The sequence below is a fragment of the Oscillibacter hominis genome (assembly GCF_014334055.1).
GTDB lineage: Bacteria > Bacillota > Clostridia > Oscillospirales > Oscillospiraceae > Oscillibacter > Oscillibacter hominis.
In genome coordinates, this window is sequence record NZ_CP060490.1 from 703,277 (window position 1) to 722,207 (window position 18,931).

General features: G+C 58.7%; 17 protein-coding genes, 1 tRNA gene, 1 pseudogene and 1 riboswitch. Of the genes and pseudogenes, 15 read left to right on the top strand and 4 right to left on the bottom strand.

Annotated features, from left to right (window positions below):
• Window positions 1–11: 11 nt before the first annotated feature.
• The 7 genes from H8790_RS03540 (at window position 12) to H8790_RS03570 (ending at window position 7,231) form a co-directional block, all read left to right on the top strand.
• Window positions 12–905, top strand: coding sequence for an RsiV family protein (locus tag H8790_RS03540; RefSeq protein WP_187333592.1), 894 nt, complete (start codon window positions 12–14; stop codon window positions 903–905).
• Window positions 906–1,009: 104 nt separating this feature from the next.
• Window positions 1,010–1,456 carry a MarR family winged helix-turn-helix transcriptional regulator gene (locus tag H8790_RS03545; protein WP_187333593.1) on the top strand — a complete coding sequence of 149 codons (447 nt, stop codon included), beginning with the start codon at window positions 1,010–1,012 and terminating at the stop codon, window positions 1,454–1,456.
• A gap of 30 nt (window positions 1,457–1,486) precedes the next feature.
• On the top strand, window positions 1,487–2,833 hold the full coding sequence (locus tag H8790_RS03550) for an MATE family efflux transporter (RefSeq protein ID WP_187333594.1): 1,347 nt from the start codon (window positions 1,487–1,489) through the stop codon (window positions 2,831–2,833).
• A gap of 217 nt (window positions 2,834–3,050) precedes the next feature.
• Window positions 3,051–4,958, top strand: a complete 1,908-nt coding sequence (locus tag H8790_RS03555; RefSeq protein WP_187333595.1) for an OPT family oligopeptide transporter — start codon at window positions 3,051–3,053, stop codon at window positions 4,956–4,958.
• A 71-nt stretch (window positions 4,959–5,029) separates the two neighbouring features.
• Window positions 5,030–5,419, top strand: coding sequence for a PqqD family protein (locus H8790_RS03560; protein ID WP_187333596.1), 390 nt, complete (start codon window positions 5,030–5,032; stop codon window positions 5,417–5,419).
• 37 nt (window positions 5,420–5,456) lie between these two features.
• Window positions 5,457–6,899: an aminoacyl-histidine dipeptidase gene (locus tag H8790_RS03565; RefSeq protein ID WP_187333597.1), complete on the top strand. Its 1,443-nt coding sequence runs from the start codon at window positions 5,457–5,459 to the stop codon at window positions 6,897–6,899.
• 101 nt (window positions 6,900–7,000) lie between these two features.
• Window positions 7,001–7,231, top strand: a complete 231-nt coding sequence (locus tag H8790_RS03570) for a hypothetical protein (protein ID WP_187333598.1) — start codon at window positions 7,001–7,003, stop codon at window positions 7,229–7,231.
• A 49-nt stretch (window positions 7,232–7,280) separates the two neighbouring features.
• On the opposite strand, the gene H8790_RS03575 is transcribed toward H8790_RS03570, so the two are convergent.
• Window positions 7,281–8,147 (bottom strand): rhomboid family intramembrane serine protease, encoded by an 867-nt coding sequence (locus tag H8790_RS03575; protein ID WP_243208556.1) that lies wholly within the window; start codon window positions 8,145–8,147, stop codon window positions 7,281–7,283.
• 184 nt (window positions 8,148–8,331) lie between these two features.
• A riboswitch (SAM riboswitch) is annotated at window positions 8,332–8,425 on the top strand.
• A 90-nt stretch (window positions 8,426–8,515) separates the two neighbouring features.
• Between H8790_RS03575 and metK the strand changes: the two genes are divergently transcribed.
• From metK to H8790_RS03615, 8 genes are all read left to right on the top strand, one after another.
• Window positions 8,516–9,700 (top strand): methionine adenosyltransferase, encoded by a 1,185-nt coding sequence (gene metK, locus H8790_RS03580; protein ID WP_187333599.1) that lies wholly within the window; start codon window positions 8,516–8,518, stop codon window positions 9,698–9,700.
• A gap of 308 nt (window positions 9,701–10,008) precedes the next feature.
• Entirely contained in the window at window positions 10,009–10,224 is a 216-nt protein-coding gene (locus tag H8790_RS03585; RefSeq protein WP_187333600.1) for a cold-shock protein, read from the top strand.
• A 296-nt stretch (window positions 10,225–10,520) separates the two neighbouring features.
• Entirely contained in the window at window positions 10,521–11,585 is a 1,065-nt protein-coding gene (locus tag H8790_RS03590) for an FAD-binding protein (RefSeq protein ID WP_187333601.1), read from the top strand.
• A complete protein-coding gene (locus H8790_RS03595; RefSeq protein ID WP_187333602.1) occupies window positions 11,582–12,493 on the top strand; it encodes a DMT family transporter in 912 nt (303 codons plus the stop codon). The genes H8790_RS03590 and H8790_RS03595 overlap by 4 nt, the downstream gene beginning before the upstream one ends.
• Before the next feature lie 36 nt (window positions 12,494–12,529).
• Window positions 12,530–13,546 carry a glycosyltransferase gene (locus tag H8790_RS03600; protein ID WP_187333603.1) on the top strand — a complete coding sequence of 339 codons (1,017 nt, stop codon included), beginning with the start codon at window positions 12,530–12,532 and terminating at the stop codon, window positions 13,544–13,546.
• Window positions 13,547–13,561: 15 nt separating this feature from the next.
• Window positions 13,562–15,100 (top strand): O-antigen ligase family protein, encoded by a 1,539-nt coding sequence (locus tag H8790_RS03605; protein ID WP_187333604.1) that lies wholly within the window; start codon window positions 13,562–13,564, stop codon window positions 15,098–15,100.
• A 741-nt stretch (window positions 15,101–15,841) separates the two neighbouring features.
• Window positions 15,842–15,917, top strand: a tRNA-Pro gene (locus tag H8790_RS03610).
• A 297-nt stretch (window positions 15,918–16,214) separates the two neighbouring features.
• Window positions 16,215–16,931, top strand: a complete 717-nt coding sequence (locus tag H8790_RS03615) for an EcsC family protein (RefSeq protein WP_187333605.1) — start codon at window positions 16,215–16,217, stop codon at window positions 16,929–16,931.
• Between the two features lie 75 nt (window positions 16,932–17,006).
• Here H8790_RS03615 and H8790_RS14100 read toward each other — a convergent pair.
• From H8790_RS14100 to H8790_RS13965, 3 genes and pseudogenes are all read right to left on the bottom strand, one after another.
• A pseudogene (locus H8790_RS14100) lies at window positions 17,007–18,232 on the bottom strand (tyrosine-type recombinase/integrase).
• A 56-nt stretch (window positions 18,233–18,288) separates the two neighbouring features.
• Window positions 18,289–18,507: a helix-turn-helix domain-containing protein gene (locus tag H8790_RS03625; protein ID WP_008980528.1), complete on the bottom strand. Its 219-nt coding sequence runs from the start codon at window positions 18,505–18,507 to the stop codon at window positions 18,289–18,291.
• A 69-nt stretch (window positions 18,508–18,576) separates the two neighbouring features.
• Window positions 18,577–18,909, bottom strand: a complete 333-nt coding sequence (locus tag H8790_RS13965; RefSeq protein ID WP_256404963.1) for an SEL1-like repeat protein — start codon at window positions 18,907–18,909, stop codon at window positions 18,577–18,579.
• Between the last annotated feature and the right edge of the window lie 22 nt (window positions 18,910–18,931).

Consider the following 18,931-nt stretch of genomic DNA (forward strand, 5'->3'; position numbering starts at 1 on the left):
GGAGTGTTATTATGGAAAAGCTGATCGCCCTGTTCTGCGCGCTCTGCCTGATGGCCGGCTGTGCCAGCGCCTCGCCGGAATTGGGGGAAGCGCCGCTTGAAAAGGGGGCTCTGACGGAGGAAATCTCCCAGTCGGTGGAGAAATCTGCCGTCTACGGCGCTGCGGTCCAGGCGGCCGTCTATACGGTGGAGAGTCAGGTCTGCGCCGACACTGTCTACGATGAGGATGGCGCGCTGTTGGCCAACTACCGCTATGAGGTGCCCCATCTGGCTGCCTGGAATGAAAACGGAGAGCCGTGGCCCTGCCGGGACGACACTGTGGCCGCCAACCTGGAGACGTTCAACGGACGCTTTGAAGAGTGGCTCAGCGGTGAGGATTTCCAGGAGAAGGCGGACGAGGCCCGTGCATTTTACGAGGACTGGAAGACGGAGCAGGAGAAGGCTCAAAGCGGGGACGTGTGGAATCTTGAGTTTTTGTACGACCTCTCGTTCACCTCTTATATGACCGCCGATCTCATCAGCATCGACGGACGCTACTATGACTGCAGCGGCGGCACCCACGGCATGACCGTGCTGTTGGGCTGGAATTACGATTTGGCCAGCCAGAGGTTTATCGGCCCGCTGGAGCTTGCTGCCGACCAGGCCGTCTTTACAGAGGCGGTGGCCCGTAAGATTTTGGCTCAGATTGAACCGGGAGACCCGCTTTACTGGGATGATTACGATGAAATTGTGGCCTGCTGGCCCAACTATGCCGTCTCCTTCAACGAGGAGGGGATGGAGGTGGGGTTTTCCTCCTATGAACTGGTCTGCTATGCCGCCGGCCCCCAGCAGTTCCAGATTTCCTGGGATTTCATAGAACCCTACCTCAGCGACTACGGCAGAGCGCTGTTGGGATACGCGGCATAAGAAGAGAGAAGCCCTCATCCGTACCGGATGGGGGCTTTTTGTAGTTGACAATTATACGAATCCGTACTAAAATAATACGAATTCGTATAATAAGGAGGATTGTCATGGATGGGACGATGGACCAGGTGCGCAGCATCATGATCGGCATCAACCGCATCGACGGGCTCTATTATCTGTGTGCAAAGCGCACGGGGCTGAAGGAGAACGCGCTTGCCCTGCTCTACGCGCTCAATGACGGGAAGCCCCATACCCAGACCCAGATCAGTGAGCAGTGGCTCATCCCCAAGACCACGATTAACACGGTGGTAAAAGAGTGCGTGGAGCAGGGGTATGTGTCCTTTGACCCGGGGGAGCACAGGCGGGAAAAGACGCTTTTCCTGACCCCGGCGGGAAAGGCGCACGCGGACGCCCTCCTCTCAGACCTCTATCAAATGGAGTGCACGGCGCTGGAAAAGACACTGGAGCGGTATCCGGCGGGCTGGATCGATGCCCTTTCGGAATTTGCCGCGCAGCTGACGGCGGCCTTTGGGGGAAAGGAGGAGCGCCGCTGAGTACGGATTGAATCAAGGACGGAGTATCTTATGTATTTTGAAACCATGCAGCCCACAAGGCTGTTTTTCCACTGCGCGATTCCAAGTATGGTCAGTATGGCGGTCAGCTCCCTTTATACGGTGGCGGACGGCATCTTTGTGGGCCGCTTCATCGGCCAGGACGCCCTGGCGGCGGTGAACCTGGTCATGCCGCTGGTGATGATCTGCTTTGCCCTGGCGGATATGGTGGCGGTGGGTTCGTCGGTCCAGATTTCCATTTTGCTGGGCCGCAGAGAGGAGGATCAGGCCAGGGTGATCTTTTCCTCCTGTGTCAAACTGATTGCCGCCTTCTCCTGCCTCGCGGGGCTTCTTGGCTTTTTCCTGGCAAGACCGGCCCTGCTGACCATGGGGGCGGGGGAGAACGTGACGGAGCTGGCCGCCCAATACATCCGGGTCTACGCCGTGTTTTCCCCGCTTGTGATGGTGTTTTTCGCCATTGACAACTACCTCCGCGTCTGCGGGAAGGCCCGCTACAGCATGGTGCTGAATGTGGTCACGGCGCTGGGGAACATCTTGCTGGATTTTGTGTTCATTGTCCTGCTGCGCTGGGGAATTTGGTCCGCGGCCCTGGCCAGCTGCCTGAGCCTGTCCCTGGGGACAGTGCTGGCGATGGTGCCCTTTTTCCGGCAGAAGCTGAAGCTCTATTTTGTCAGGGGGATTCTCTCCCTCCGCCAGCTTGGCCACCTGCTGGCCAACGGCTCCTCAGAGCTGTTCACCAACATCGCAAGCTCCGCGATGATGCTGATTTTAAATGCGGTGCTGCTTCGGATCGGAGGGTCGCTGGCGGTGGCCGCCGTTTCGGTGGTCATGTATGTGGACAGCATAGTAAACTCCCTGATCTTTGGGCTTGCGGACTCCATGCAGCCTGCCATCAGCTACTGCCATGGCTGTGGGCTCAGGGCGCGGGTCCGGGCGCTGGAAAAGCGGGTGCTGCTCACGGCGGCGGCCATCTCCCTGGCGGCGCTGATTTTTATGCGCAGCTGCGGCGGAGGGCTCATCGCACTCTTTGTCCAAGAGGGCGACAGTTCGCTTTTGACGATGAGCCTGCGGGCCATGGAGCTTTTTTCCCTGTCCTATGTGGTGAGCTGGGTGGACGCATGCCTTGGCTCTTATCTGACCGCGCTGGACCGGCCCGGCAGGTCCCTGGCCGTCACGCTCTGCGGCACACTGGTGTTCCCGGTGCTGTCGCTTGGCATCCTTGCCCCGCTGTGGGGCCTGGACGGCGTGTGGTGCATGCCTCTGGCCGCCGGCGTTGCCAGCGCCGTGGTGTCGGTGGCGGCCGTGGCCACCATGGGGCAGACGGGCGGTACCTCTGAAAGCGCCGGTCCCCAGGAATAAAGAGTGAAAAAGCACCCGGTGGAGTGTCCACCGGGTGCTTTTTGATCGGGTTCCGCGGCCATCCCATCATTCCGCCGGCGGTCAAACGTGAAGCGCGGGCCGGATTTCCGGAAATTTCCTGGAATGAAAGCTTGTGGAAGGGAGAGATTGAATCCGGGGGCTTTTATCAAAAAAGCCTGTCCGGCGCGATCCGGCCGGATCGGAAAGGAAGAGAGTCATGGAAGAAAACAAACCCTATATCCCTGCGGACCGGGTGATGCCTGAGCTGACGGCGGTCTCCGTGGTGCTGGGTGTGGTGATGGCCGTCCTATTTGGGGGTGCCAACGCATATCTGGGGCTGCGGGTGGGAATGACGGTTTCCGCCTCTGTCCCCGCGGCGGTCATCTCCATGGGGGTGATCCGCAAGCTGATGCGCCGCAACTCCATTTTGGAAAACAACATGGTGCAGACCATCGGCTCTGCCGGAGAATCGGTGGCCTCCGGGGCCATCTTTACACTGCCGGCGCTGTTCATGTGGGCAGGAGAGGGCCTGGGTGACATACCGTCGCTCCTTGAGATCGGGCTGATCGCCCTGTGCGGCGGAATCCTGGGCGTGCTGCTGATGATTCCGCTGCGCAGCGCCCTGATCGTCAAAGAGCACGGGGTGCTGGCCTATCCGGAGGGGCAGGCCTGCGCCGAGGTGCTCATAGCCGGGGAAGAGGGCGGGACCAATGCCTCGGTGGTGTTCTCCGGTCTGGGGATTGCCGGGCTTTACAAGTTCATTGCCGACGGGCTGAAGGTCTTTCCCAGTGAGATCGCGTATGATATCCCCGGCTACAGAGGCTCAGGCATCGGTGTGGATGTTCTGCCGGCCCTGGCGGGCGTGGGCTATATCTGCGGGGCCAGGGTGTCCTCCTATCTCTTTGCCGGCGGCGTGCTGGGCTGGTTTGTGCTCATGCCCCTCATCGCGCTCTTCGGCGGGGATGCGGTGCTGTTCCCCGCCTCCGTGCCGGTCAATGAGCTGCTTCAGGAGGGGGCCTCGGCGCTCTGGGGCAGCTTTATCCGCTATATCGGCGCGGGCACCGTGGCGGCGGGCGGAATCATCAGCCTCATCAAGTCCCTCCCTCTGATTGTGCGTACCTTCCGGGATGCCTTGGGAGGCTACGGAAAGAACGGGCGGGGGACGCTCCGCACGGAGCAGGACCTCTCCATGGGCACTTTGCTGGCGGCGGTGGCCGTGGTGGCGGCCGCCCTGTGGCTGATTCCGGTGATCCCCCTCACGCTGCCCACCGCGCTGTTGGTCATCGTCTTTTCCTTTTTCTTCGCCACCGTGTCCTCCCGGATGGTGGGGCTGATCGGCTCCTCCAACAACCCGGTCTCCGGCATGGCCATCGCGACGCTGCTGATCTCCACGCTGCTGCTGAAGGCGGCGGGCAAGACGGGGATTGAGGGAATGACCGCGGCCATCACCATCGGTTCCGTGATCTGCATTGTGGCCGCCATTGCCGGCGACACCTCCCAGGACCTGAAGACCGGCTTCCTCTTAGGCGCAACGCCCCGGAAGCAGCAGATCGGAGAACTGATCGGCTGTACGGCGGCGGCCATCGCCATCGGCGCAATATTGTATCTTCTCTCCATCGCCTGGGGATACGACTCCACAGAACTGCCCGCCCCCCAGGCCACGCTGATGAAGCTGGTGGTGGAAGGCGTCATGGGCGGGAACCTGCCCTGGACGCTGGTGCTTGTGGGTGTGATGATCGCCCTGGCGGCGGAGGTCCTGGGGATACCCGTGCTGCCCTTTGCCATCGGGCTGTATCTGCCCATCTACCTCTCCACCCCCATCATGGCCGGCGCGCTGGTCCGGCACTTTGTGGAAAAGCGCCGCTACCGTTCGGAAGAGGAGAAGGGCGGCGCGGTGCGTTCCGGCGTGCTCTATGCCTCCGGGCTCATTGCCGGAGAGGGGCTTGTGGGGATTGTGCTGGCCTTGTTTGCCGTGATCCCCTTCCGGGGATATGCGTCCCTCGGCGCGTTTATAGACCTCTCGAGCCGGGGCGCCGGCATCGGCAGCGCGGGCGGGCTGATCGCCTTTGGGCTTTTGCTTGCGAGCCTCTGGTGGGCCGCCTCACGGGGCCGGGACAGCAATTGAAGCTTGCAAGAAAGGCGGGAGGGCTGTATACTTTTACTGTACGGCCTTCCCGGTCAACTGGAGGAGGAAACGTGGCAAAGAAGGGAAACTTTTTGGATTGGGTGCCTGTGGCCAACCCGGCGTTCCAGTGGGAGGAGCGGGAGGATGGCACGGTGGTCATCCATGTGGCCCACAGAGGCGTTTTTGACCGCATTGCCCAGACTGTGGCCCATACCCCGCCGGTGAGCCACATCGCACTGGACGGCTATGGCAGCTACCTGTGGCGCCTGATGGACGGGACGGCTACGGTGGGCCAGCTGGCGGAGCAAATGCTGGAGCGGTTTGGGCCTGAAGTGGAGCCGCTGTACAACAGGCTGGTCAGCTACCTGAACACCCTTTGGAACGGACGGCTGATCCGGTTTGTGGACGCTTCCCTGCCGCTGGGAACGGCAAGTCGCGGCACCCGCAGGGCGCGGGGGTGATCTTAGGCGGCCAACGCCGCAAGGAGGAAATAGAGCGATGCGTGTATTGGAACAGCTGGAACCCAGTCGGGTATTCTACTATTTTGAGGAGCTGTGCAAAATCCCTCACGGCTCCCGGAATACCAAGGCCATCAGCGACTACTGCGTGGAGTTTGCCAGGGCCCGGGGCCTGGAATGCCACCAGGACGCGGCAAACAACGTCATCATCGTCAAGGGGGCCACTCCCGGATATGAATCGGCGGAGCCGGTGATTTTGCAGGGCCATTTGGACATGGTCTGTGAAAAAGCGCCGGAGTGCACCCTTGATATGGAGAAAGAGGGGTTGGAGCTGGCGGTGGACGGCGACCAGGTCTACGCAAAGGGAACCACCTTGGGCGGAGACGACGGCATTGCCGTGGCCATGGCCCTTGCCGTGCTGGAATCCGACGGGATCTGCCATCCCCGTCTGGAGGCGGTGTTCACCGTGGATGAGGAGATCGGCATGCTGGGCGCGGCGGCGCTGGATGTGTCGCCGCTGAAGGGCCGCAAGCTCATCAACATTGACTCCGAGGTGGAGGGCATCTTCACCGTCAGCTGTGCCGGCGGCGTGGTGGCCCGGTGTGACCTGCCGGTCCAGTGGGAAAAGGCCGGCGGAACCGTGTATACCGTGACGGTGGGCGGCTTGAAGGGGGGCCACTCCGGTGTGGAGATCGACAAGGGCCGGGGCATGGGCAACGAGCTGCTGGGCCGGATTCTCTGTGCCCTGAGCCGCCGGACGGAGTTCCGGCTGGTGTCCGTCAGCGGCGGCACAAAGGACAACGCCATTGTCCGGGAGTCCTCCGCCCGATTTTTGTGCGAAGACGCCCGGACGGTGAAGGAAACGGTAGAGGAGCTGAACAGTGCCTTCCGGCAGGAGCTGGCGTCCTCCGACCCGGAGGTGAGCGTCACCCTGGCCGCTTGCGAAGGATGGGACGGGAAGGCCATGACCAGGGCCTCCACCCAGGGGATTGTCCTCTTCCTGGGCCTCTCTCCCAGCGGCATCCAGGCCATGAGCCAGGATATCCCGGGCTTGGTGCAGAGCTCGCTGAACCTGGGGATTCTCACCACGGAGGAAGACCAAGTGGTGGCCGCCTACTGTGTCCGCAGCTCCGTGGCCAGCCAGAAGGAGATGATGCTGGACCGGCTGGCCCTCCTGTCAGGCCAGATCGGCGGGACGCTGCACTTGAGCGGCGACTATCCGGCCTGGGAGTACCGCAAGGATTCGCCCCTGCGCCAGGTGATGGAGGGCGTTTTCAAGGAGCAGTATGGCCGCGCCCCCAAGGTGGAGGCCATCCACGCGGGACTGGAGTGCGGCCTTCTCTCCGGGAAGATGCCGGGATTGGACTGCGTGTCCATTGGCCCCGATCTCACCAAAATCCACACCGCCCAGGAGCGGATGAGCATCTCCTCCGTCCAGCGGGTCTGGACGTTCCTGCTGGAGGTGCTGAAGCGCTGCCGTTAACGGCGGAACGCCTCCGCGTTCTGATGGGAAGAAGCGCGCTTTTCCGCTTGCCGCATGGAGTGAGGCCTGAACTCAATGGCGAAACCCACGGGAGGAATATCATGGATCAGGAACAGCTGCTTTTCAAGCTCCGGGGTGACCTGGACGCCGTTGTGATGCAGATTGGAGAGGCGGATTACGGCTGCGAGGAGCGGCCGGAGGAAGAGGAGCGCCGGGTGTTCCTCCGGATTCTCACCCGCCGGGGCCAGGTGTGCCGAGAGGTCCCGGAGCCTCTTTTGGAGCGCCTGGGCCTGGAGGAGGGGACGGCCTTCCGCCTGAAGGACTTAAGTTGACCAGTTATACAAAAAAGCGCCTCTTCCAAATAGGAAGAGGCGTTTTTCATCAGGGCTGGTCGTCGGTGAAATGCACGTGGTTGAAGATGTGGTCCTGACAGTAGCAGTGGTAGCCGGTGCAGCGGGAGCAGTAGCGGAACTGGAGCTCTGGATGATCCGCGTCGGTGCGGCCGCAGACGGCGCACTTGTGGCGGTAAGGATGTCTTGCGGCTTCCTCCTTATGCATCGTCTTGCGGAAGCTGCTGCTTTGCCGGCTGTGCTGGTAGCGCTTGCGCTCGGCAAAGTGGAAAAAGTCCGGCGCGAAAAAGACAAAGAAGTTAAAGAGCGCAATGAGGGGGAAGAGGATACCGCTGAGGTTGAACCAGATGAGGGAGCGCAGGATGTCCACCGCGAAGAGTGCCGCGTTGGCCCATGCCAGCCACTTGACCTTCAGTGGGATGATGAAAAACAGCAGCACCTGCATGTCGGGATAGAGCATGGCAAAGGCGAAGAACATGGACATGTTCACATAGTAGGTGCCGGACAGCATCAGATGCCAGTTGCCGCTGATCAGCGAGGCGATCACTGTGGCCAGCAGCGTCAGCACCGCGCCGCTGAGATAGTAGAGAGTAAATTTGGCCGTGCCCCATTCCCGCTCCAGCACACTGCCCACGAAATAGTAAAAATAGAGCGAGATGGCCAGGGAGAAAAGGTCAAAGGTGTTGGGGACGAAAAGGAACGTCACCAGCCGCCAGATCTCACCGTGGAGCAGGTGGTAGAGGTCAAAGCTCAAAAAGGCGACGGCACCGTAATTGCTCAGCCGGGCCAGCAGATAGATGATGGCGTTGCCGATGACAATGGTCATCATCAGGTTGGGGATACCGAATCGCGGATGGGAGGCGCAGAACCGGTCCACCGCATCATACAGTTTTCTCAAAATCACAACCTCCATTGCGACAAATCATAACGCAATATACCATACCATAGAGTGTGCAAAAAGTCATGTCTATTTTTTGAATTTCCTGCAAAGGCATCAAAAAAAGTGCAAATCCTCATAAAATCCAGTAAGTGTATATTGACAATTCGCCAAAAACTGCGTAGTATAGTAAACACAATTAAATCCCTTATCAAGAGTGGCGGAGGGAACGGCCCTGTGAAACCACGGCAACCTGCACTGCAAGGTGCCAAATCCGACGGTCTATCGAAAGATGAGGAGCGGTAAAAGCTTACTGACACGATCCGTCGAGTGCGGAGCGTGCTTTTTTTTGGCTTGCGCTCCAAAGGGAACATGAAAGGAGCAACAATATGGCAAAGCATTTCTTCACCTCTGAATCTGTGACGGAAGGGCATCCCGACAAAATCTGCGACCAGATTTCCGACGCGGTGCTGGACGCGATCATCGAGAAGGACCCCGAGGCCCGGGTGGCCTGCGAGACCACGGCCTGCACCGGATTGATCCACGTCATGGGCGAAATCAGCACCAGCTGCTACGTGGACATCCCCAAGATTGCCCGCGAGGTGGTGCGGGAGATCGGCTACGACCGGGGCAAGTTCGGCTTTGACTGCGAGACCTGCGCCGTCCTCACCTCCATTGACGAACAGTCCGGCGACATCGCCATGGGCGTGAACCAGTCCCTGGAGAGCAAGGAGGGCAAGGACAGCCTGACCAACGGCGCCGGGGACCAGGGCATGATGTTCGGCTACGCCTGTGACGAGACCCCTGAGCTGATGCCACTGGCCATTTCGCTGAGCCACAAGCTGGCCCTGCGGCTGACGGAAATCCGCAAGAGCGGCGCGGTGGACTACCTGCGGCCCGACGGAAAGACCCAGGTCACCGTGGAATACGAGGGGGACAAGCCCGTCCGCGTGGACACGGTGGTGGTCTCCACCCAGCATGGCCCCGAGGTCTCCCTGGAGCAGATCCGCAAGGATATGATCGAGCTTGTGATCCGGCACACCATCCCCGCGGAGCTGCTGGATGAGAATACGAAATTTTATGTCAACCCCACGGGCCGGTTTGTAAAGGGCGGCCCGGCGGCGGACGCCGGCCTCACCGGCCGAAAGATCATTGTGGATACATACGGCGGCAGCGCGCCCCACGGCGGCGGCTGCTTCTCCGGCAAGGACCCCACCAAGGTGGACCGCAGCGCTGCCTATGCGGCCCGGTATGTGGCTAAGAACGTGGTGGCCGCGGGGCTGGCCAGAAAGTGCCAGGTGGAGCTGGCCTATGCCATCGGCGTGGCCCAGCCGGTCTCCGTACTGGTGGAGACCTTTGGCACCGGCACGGTGTCCGATGACGTGCTGGAGGCCGCGGTGCGCAAGGTCTTCGATCTGCGTCCGGCCGCCATCATCCGGGATTTGGACCTGCGCAAGCCCATCTACCGGAAGCTGGCCGCTTACGGCCACATGGGCCGCACCGATCTGAAGGTCCGCTGGGAGGATACCGACCGGACCGAGGCGCTGAAGGCCGCCGTTGCACAGGGCAACTGATCCCTTGTCAGGGCATTCCGGAGCTTCCGGAATGCCCTGATGATTTCATCCCGGCGTTTGGAACAGGCTGCCTTTGCCATGCGGCCTCCTGAGCCTGCCCCCCAAGCGCATATGACGGGGAAAGCGGGCAGGATGATTTTGTAAAAAAATAAAGCTTGCTTTTTCCGGAAAAGGGTGTATAATAAACTTGTGTTCTAAATGTAGTGATTGATTGCCACTGGATGTAAGTCAATTTTCATTTTGACTTATGCCCAGTGGTTTTTTGTTTGCCAGATTTTGAATCACAATTTTTCAGGAGGTACATGTTGATGAATAACGGTACTGTTAAATGGTTTAACGAGGAAAAGGGATTTGGATTTATCTCCAACGACGACGGCAGCGGCGATGTGTTCGTGCATTTCTCCGCCATCCAGGGCCAGGGCTTCCGCACGCTGCAGGAGGGCCAGAAGGTCACTTTTGAGACGGAGACCGACCCCAAGGACAGCAAGAAGCTCCGGGCCGTCAACGTCCGGGCCGCTGCCTAAGGGTAAAATCGAATCAAAGCCTGCAAGCAGGCGAACGGGAGCCGCGAAACAATTTGTTTCGCGGCTCCTGCTGCGTTCAGAATCGATTTGCACTGGAAACAGAAAAAGACGGCTGTTCAGCTGCCGTGTTGGAGAGCCCTCATCCAAAAGCTGTGGCGCGGGCGGAAAAAGCATGGTACAATAAGCGCAAAAGTGGGGAACCAACTGGGTGCGCGGGTGGTTGGAGCGATTGGCCGGGCCGCGGCAATCCATTGGGTGCGCTGAAATGGAAGCGGACGCGTGGAAAGGGGAACTGGATGGAGACATTTGACATCGTTGTGGTGGGCGGCGGGCCGGCAGGGGCCACCTTTGCCCGGATTGCCTCCGGCGGAGGGCGCAGCGTTCTGCTGTTGGATGGAAACCTTCGGGGAAAGCCCTGCGGCGGCCTGCTGGCGCCTGACGCCCAGAAGGCCCTGGCCCGGTTTGACCTGACGCTGCCCAAAGACATTTTGGTGGACCCCCAGATTTTTGCCGTGCGCACCATTGATTTGAAAACTGCGAGGCAGCGGTACTACCAGCGCATGTATATCAACTTAAACCGGGACAAATTCGACCGCTGGCTGCTCTCTCTGGCAGATTCGGCGGTTCAGGTGCGGAGGGGGAGGTGTACGGCTCTGGACCGGACCGGAGGCGGAGTGGCCGTCACCTACCGGACCGATGCGGGGGAGCGCCGGACCGTTCTGGGCAAGGTGGTGGTGGGCGCCGACGGAGCAAACTCCATCGTGCGCCGCAGTTTTTTCCCCCCGCTGCACACCCGGAGCTATGTGGCCATCCAACAGTGGTTTCCCCTCCAAGAGGAGAGATGCAAGGCCTTTTACTCCTGCATCTTCGACCCGGATACCTCGGACTGCTGCTCCTGGTCCATCCATAAAGACGACTATATGATCTTTGGCGGGGCCTTTGCGCCGCACGGCTGCCGGGAGAGCTTTGAACGCCAAAAGGAGAAATTGGCACCTTTTGGCTTCCGCCTGAGCCAGCCGGTGAAGACTGAGGCCTGCATGGTGCTGCGGCCCACAGGGCTTCGCAGCTTTTGCTGCGGAGGCAGCGGCGTGTACCTGATCGGTGAGGCGGCGGGACTCATCAGCCCCAGTTCCCTGGAGGGGATCAGCTCCGCCATTGTCAGCGCTGTGGCGCTGCGCCAGTCGCTGGAGACGTCGGATCCGGGCCGGGAGTACCTGCGCCGCACCCGCCGTCTGCGCTGGAAGCTGACGCTGAAGAACCTGAAGTGCCCCTTTATGTACCAGCCTCTGCTGCGGAACCTGGTGCTGGCCTCGGGCCTCTCCTCCATCCGTCTTTACGACGGGGAGCGGGACAGCCTATGAAGAAGCTGATCGTCCTTTTGGGCGTGGCCGGAGTCTCCGTCTCGGCGCTTTTGGTCCGGTACTCCACCGCGCCCAGCCTGACGCTGGTGGTCTACCGCATGGCCTTTGCGGCGCTGCTGTTGCTGCCGTGGGCCGGGGCCTTCCACCGCAATGAACTGCGGCGCCTTAGGTTCCGCCAGCTGCTGCTGTGCGGTGTGTCGGGCCTCTTCCTTGGGCTCCACTTTTTTGCCTATTTTGCCTCGCTGCAATACACCTCCATCGCCTCTTCCGTGGTGTTGGTGGATACGGAGGTGTTCTGGGTGGCGGGGCTGATGTTCCTGCTGACCGGGGAGAGAGTGGGGAAGTGGGGGGCCCTGGGCATCGCCCTGGCATTTGCGGGCAGCATTGCCGTGGTGCTCTCAGAGGGGGTGGGCGGAAGCGTGAAAGGCGGCCTCATCGCCCTGGCCGGCGCCGCGTTTATGGCGGTTTACACGGTGATCGGGAGGCTGCTGCGCCGGGAGGTATCCACCACGCTCTATACCGCCCTGGTCTACGGCGCGGGCTTTCTGACCGCTGCGGCCCTGGCCCTGGCCACCGGTGTGCCCCTGACCGGCTGGGGAAGGGAGGACCTGTGGATCGGCCTGGGCCTTGCGGTGTTCTGCACCCTGCTGGGCCACAGCGTCTTCAGCTGGGGGCTGAAGTATGAAAAGGCCGCCTACATCTCCACGGTGAAATTTTTGGAGCCGGTCTTTGCCTCAGTGTGGGGAATCCTCTTTTTGCAGGAGATACCGCCGCTCTCCACGGTCCTGGGCGCTTTGGTGATTTTGGGCGGTGTGGCCCTGTGCGCCTGGGACGGCGGAACGGGCCGCCGCTCCCCGGAGAAAAGCATACGCGGATGCCGTTGCCAAACAGGGAAAAAGAGCGTATAATATACCAATCTGTGAGTTCAAACCAGGAGGTGCGCCATGCCCGCCGTTTCTGTGATCGTTCCCGTCTATAAGGCGGAGCCCTTTTTGCGCAAGTGTACGGACAGCGTGCTGCATCAGACGCTGCCTGATTTGGAACTGCTGCTGATTGACGACGGCTCACCCGACGGGAGCGGGGCGCTGTGCGACGCCATCGCCGGGGAGGACGGACGCGTCCGGGTGTTCCACAAGGAAAACGGCGGTGTCAGCTCTGCCCGGAACCTGGGGCTGGCTCAGGCAAAGGGGCATTATATCGCATTTGTGGACAGTGACGACTGGATGGAGCCGGAGATGCTCAAGACGCTCTACACCGCCCTGCAGTCCGCGCAGGCGGACAGCGCGGGCTGCGCCCATCTCAACGTGACCCCTTCCGGGCAGAACTGGCCGGAGGCAGGCGTTCTCCCCGCCGGCATCTATGGGCCGGATGAGATGATGCGCGGCATTGTGGATCCACTCTTAGGTGACCGGGTGGGGACAAACGTGGTCAACGGATTCATCTGGCGCTTCCTCTTTTCCGCCGATGTCCTCCGCTCCCACAGCATGTCCTTTGAAGGCGCCTATTTGGAGGACGAGCTCTTTTTGATGGAGTATTTCTGCTACGCGAAAAAGCTGGTCATGGTAGATCAGCCCCTGTACTGCTACCTGCAAAACCCCAGCTCTGTGACCCACCGGTACATGAAGAACTACATGGATACCTTCCACCGGTTTATGGAGCGCAAAGGGGAGCTGGTGGAGCGCCTGGGGCTGGAGAGCCGCCGCCCCCAGTGGCGGCAGAATTCCAACTTTGCTGGTTTGCTGATCGCCATAGGAAACGAATACGCCGCCGGCAACAGCGCTGCGGCGGCGGAGAAAAGGGAACAGGTGCGGCAAATCGCATCGCTTCCGGAGATGGAGGAGGCACTGCGGACCGTACGCCCAGAGGGCCAGTCCCGGAACAAGCAGATTGTGACGGCGCTGGTGCGCCGGCGGTGGTTTGGCCTTCTGACCCTGCTGTATCGGATGAAAAATAGAAGCTGAGAGGAATTTACGCAAATGGTAGATACGATCAAAGAGAGCTTGATCTGCTGCGCCCTGCTAAAGTTTTGGACGGCCCTCAGCCAGGTGTGGAACGATAGCCGGACCGGGAGAGCGATCCATCGGTTTGAAGCCTGGTGTGAACGGGGCTGGCACGGCAGCGCGCTGGTTGGCTTTTTTACCAGGGAGGGGACACTGAGCGCCTCCTGGGCACCCAGCCTTTCCTGCCGGCTGCTGACTTGGCTCATCAACCTGCCGGCCTCGGCGCTCCACTGGCTGTACCGGAAGCTGCAGCCTTATTTTGACGGCAGTTTTTTTGCCGCCCTGGCCTTTGACATGGGGGAGTCCACCGCCATCGCCGTGTCCTGGCTGGTGGCGCTGCTGCTGTCCATTCCCTATGAGCGCTGGAACAATGCCTACAGCCTGATGGGATTTTTCCTCTGCCTGCTGCTGTTGGTAGCAGGCGGGATGCGCCGCAGAACCTTCCGGCTGAACGCAGCTGCTGTGGGCCCGTACGCCGTGCTTTTGGCTGCATCCGTGTGCCTGGCGGTGGTGTTTTCCGCCTATCGCGGACTCTCCTACCGGTTCTTCCTGTTCCACCTGACCTGTATGATCCTGGTGATCGTGACGGTCAGCGCAGTGCGCCATGCCGGCGATCTGGTGCGCCTGGCCGCCGGGGCGGGCCTTGGCGTCTTTACGTCCTCCGCCTATGGAGTTGTTCAGCGGATTCAGGGTGTAGAGGTCAACGCCTCCTACGTGGATCTGACGCTGAACAAGGGGATGCCCGGGCGGGTTTACTCCTTTTTTGACAATCCCAACGCCTTTGCGGAGATGCTGATTTTCTTCCTACCCCTGGTGCTGGCGTTGGTTTTTTGCTCCAAGCGCTGGTACAGCGTTCTGGCTGCGTTGGGCGTGTTCTGCATGGGAGTGGGCGTTGTGCTGATGACTTACTCAAGGGCCAGCTGGATTGGGCTGGCGGTTTCGCTGCTGCTGTTTGTCTTTTTGTGGAAGCCAAAGCTGCTGCCGGGGCTGATCCTGCTTGGGATCGCCTGCATACCCTTGCTGCCAGACACCATTCTCAACCGCGTTATGACCATTACCAATCTGAAGGACACTTCTACGTCCAGCCGTTTCCCGCTGTATGAGGCGGCCTTGGCTCTGATCCGCCAGAGCCCTGTCACTGGCGCGGGGCTTGGCACGGACGCGGTGAAGGAGTATATCTCCGTCCACAACCTCTATCACGCACGGGCGCCTTTTGTCCATTCCCACAATATCTACCTTCAGATTTGGGTGGAGCAGGGGATTCTGGGGTTGTTGGCCTTCCTGGGCACAATGCTCTGGGGCTATAAGTCTGCAGCTGCTGCGATTAAGGGCAAAGTGTCCCGCCAGGCGAAATTCATCACGCTGGCCGGAGCCTCTGCAATTGCCGGTGCAATGGTCTGCGGAATGGCGGATTATCTCTGGAATTACCCCCGGGTAATGTGCATGTTTTGGTATTTATTTGCCGTGACTGCCGCTGGAATTAAGGTTTGCAAAATGGAAAAAGACCTGATATAATAATCTGGCCGCCCAGTCGGGCGGCCATCCTTCTGCCTAAATTGGTCAGGGGGAGACCGTACATGGTACGGATTTTGGCAGTTGGTGGAATATTGGAAGTGCCGCAGCGCTGCCATTGGGCACTGCCGGGAACCGTTTGCGCGAGTTTTGTGCTGCAATGGAATAAGCAGATTCACGTATAATCCCCGTGCAGCACACGCGGAGCGCCGCAAACCGGAAACAACCGGGTGTAGCGAAGTTGGTATCGCGCCTGGTCTGGGAGTGGCCCTACCTCATCCATGAGCCGCTCTGACACAAGCCCGGAAGCCCTTGGAACACGGGTGAAAGCGGCAGTTTCCCGGCTTTTCAAAAACTCCGCAAAAGTGGTTTTGACCACATGAATGACCACAGACAGAAAATTATTTCAATCGCACGGGTTTCGTGCTATAATGGACGAAAACTAAATATCCGGGTGTAGCGAAGGTGGTATCGCGCTTGATTTGGGTGTGCCGTGGCTGTATCCGGGTCGGGTAAAGATGAAACGCCGGAAAGCCTTGCAGCACCTGTGTTTGCGGGTTTTGCTTCCTCGGTCAAACCGGGCGGAAAAACCGATTTGACCACATGAATGACCACAGACAGAAAATTATTTCAATCGCACAGTTTTCGTGTTATAATAGTCCAAAATCAAATATCCGGGTATAGCGCAGTTGGTAGCGCGCTTGATTTGGGAGAATACGCCCGGGCCACCCCACAACTTCATATCCGGGTGTAGCGCAGTTGGTAGCGCGCCTGCTTTGGGAGCAGGATGCCGCAGGTTCGAATCCTGTCACTCGGACCACCTTTCTTAGAAAAACCGCCTTTTTAGGCGGTTTTTCTGCATTTTTAGTTCTATTTTTGCAGTTTGGATAACTGCTGTTCAGCGGTGGTTTCAGGGGCAGAAAAGCGGCGTGAGCATGAGCGAAGATAGCCGATGAAACCGCCAAATCCCTAACCTATCCCTAATTAGCATGACTGCCGCATTTTCATTTCAGATACAACGAATTCTTGAGTTTTTTGTCTATACCCCATATAATAACTTTGAAAACAGAACGGGCGCATCCTGAGTTCAGGGAATCAGCCTTGAGGTGAGTGTGTTATGAGCAAAGAAAAGAAAGGTATTTCTCAAGAAGATATCATGGCTCTTCTTGATACTTGCTACGAGAAATGTCTGAATGGCGTGCCCTATGTGAGCCCATCCGTAGAGGAATTGGCCAACGACTATTTAGACAAATATCCCACCAAGCAGCAGGCATGCAAGGCCATGATCAATAATCAAATCATCAAATGCACTACCTCTGGCTTCATTACCGGATTCGGTGGGGTTATTACAATGCCTGTTACCTTGCCTGCTAATATTGGCAGTGTTTTATATGTGCAAATGCGCATGATTGCCTGCACAGCATATATGGCCGGCTTTGAACTGAATTGTGACCAAACACAAACATTTGTCTATGCCTGCCTTGCAGGTGTATCCGTAAATGCATTGGTTAAACAGGCGGGAATCAAGTTTGGATTGAAATTCACTAACGGATTGATCAAGAAAGTTCCTGGGAAAGTTTTGACCAAAATCAACCAAAAAGTAGGATTTAGATTTATTACGAAATTCGGAAGCAAGGGCATTATCAATTTAGGAAAACTTGTTCCTGGTGTTGGTGCTGTTATTGGCGGTGGCCTTGATTTGGTTGAAACCAAAGTTATAAGTGCTCGAGCGTATAAATGGTTTTTTGAAGGAGACTTCTCTGGCGATCAAGATTCCGCTGATGATGCAGTCGAGATTGTAGCAGATGACTTTGAATGTTCCACAACTTTTTAATCTTTTGATTTATGGTTACCCCCAAAAATTATAAAGTCCAAGGGACGATATCTCGTCCCTTGGACTTTGTTTCTTTTACCCAACTCTCTCGAACGGTATCACCTTGCACCGGCTCTCCTCCGGAGGGTCAGGCGGCCCCGGTTCCGGTTTGGCCGTAGCCGTTTCCATGAAGCCGCCGATCTTTTCCGCCGCACCTCTCTGCATATCATTGGTAATGTGCGTATAGGTGTCGAGGGTAAATCCGGCGCTGTAGTGGCCCAGCATGCTGGACAGCGTCTTCACATCCACGCCGCTGGATAGGGCCATCGTGGCGAAAGTGTGGCGCAGATCGTGGAAGCGAACATGCTCCTCAATGCCCGCCTTCGCCAGCAGTTTCCGGTTGATCCTGGACACCGCGTCCGGGCTCCAGTAACCGCCGGTGCGGGGCGACGGGAACAGGATGGGGCTGTCCGGGTGCTGTTCATGCTCTCGCACCAGCAGGGCCACCGCCTGCTGAGCGCCACCTTGCGGACAGAGTTCTTGGTTTTCGGCTCCGTCACCACCAGTTCGCCGTCGATCCGAGTGACCTGCTTGCTCACCGATAAGATTCGGTCTTTCACATTCAGGTCATCCCACTGTAGTGCCAGCAGCTCTCCACGCCGCAGGCCGCTGGATAACTCCAGGAAGAACATGGGCAGGACGCCGTACTTCTCCGCCTCGCTGAGATATACCCCCAGTTTCTCCGGCGGGATGATGGTCATCTCCTTTTTCTCCTTGGGCGGGATGCGGCAGTTGTCGCAGGGATTGTAGGGAATGATTCGTTCCTTGACCGCCTGCTTCAGTGCCGAGGACAGCACCATGTGGATGCGTCGCACCGTACTTCCAGACAGGGCTGTGTCAGTCTTTTTTTCGAATCGCTGTACCCTCCCATTGGTTTTAGAATCGTTGTACATCTTCTGGATCTGGATGGCGGTGAGTCGCTTGAGTTTTACTCCTCCAATGGCCGGTACGATGTGGTTTTCGATCATGTTCTCATAGGTCTTTGCGGTGTTGGGGCGGATCACAGGCTTGCTGTAGGTTTCAAACCACAGCCTGCACCACTCCGCTACGGTATAGTCCTCGTTGTGGTTGACCGGTATGCCCCGGTTATCCCGGATGGCTTTCGCCAGTTTCTCTTTGCACTCGGCCTGCGTCCGGGCGGACACGCTTTTCTGAATGGCGCGGCCGGTGCTGGGATCGATGCCCTGGGTGTATCGGCCCTCCCAGCGGCCGTTGGGCTTTTTCCGGATGCTGCCCTCGCCGTTTGCTCGTTTCTTTGCCATTGTTCATCCCTCCTTTTGCAACACAAACAAATACCACAGAATTTTTGAAATAGCCACTAAAATATTTCCGTCTTTTTGGCCGCCTGCTCGTCGATCCACGCCATGAATTTATCACGGGGAACGATGATCCGGCTGCCCAAGGTGATAGTGGGGAAATCCTGCCGGTGGGCAACCTCGTAGGCGTGGGCCAGTCCAATGCCCAGCACATCGGCCACATCCTGCACGGTCAGCATCAGAGGGAGTTCATTGAAAGAGTTGTACTTGGATCGTTTCATCGGATTCCTTTCTACCCTTCTCGCGGAAGGGGTTTTATTCTTTGTTTTGCGGCTCATATTCTGCACCGCTTACATGGTCATTTCAGGCCACTGCTCCTCATGGTCATCCGGCTTGTGGCCCATAGCAATCTTCTTCTCCTGGATCTTCCGCCTGAGTTTCCGATCCACCTGCTGGCCCATTGGGACAGCGGGCGGCACAGAGTTGTCCTGGAAGATCCGGCTCATGTGGTAGAGCAGTTGGGTGACCGCCAGCATCACAAAGGGCGTGCGGAGATGGTTTCGCTGCTCCCAAAAAAACTGAGCATACTGGTTTCCCTGAACCGCGGAACGGCTGAACCACACCATTGCCTGGTCTTGGTCTTGAGGAAGCCCCTGTCCCGTCAGGCACAGCTTACCCAGCATGTACTGGGCGTATTGGTTTCCA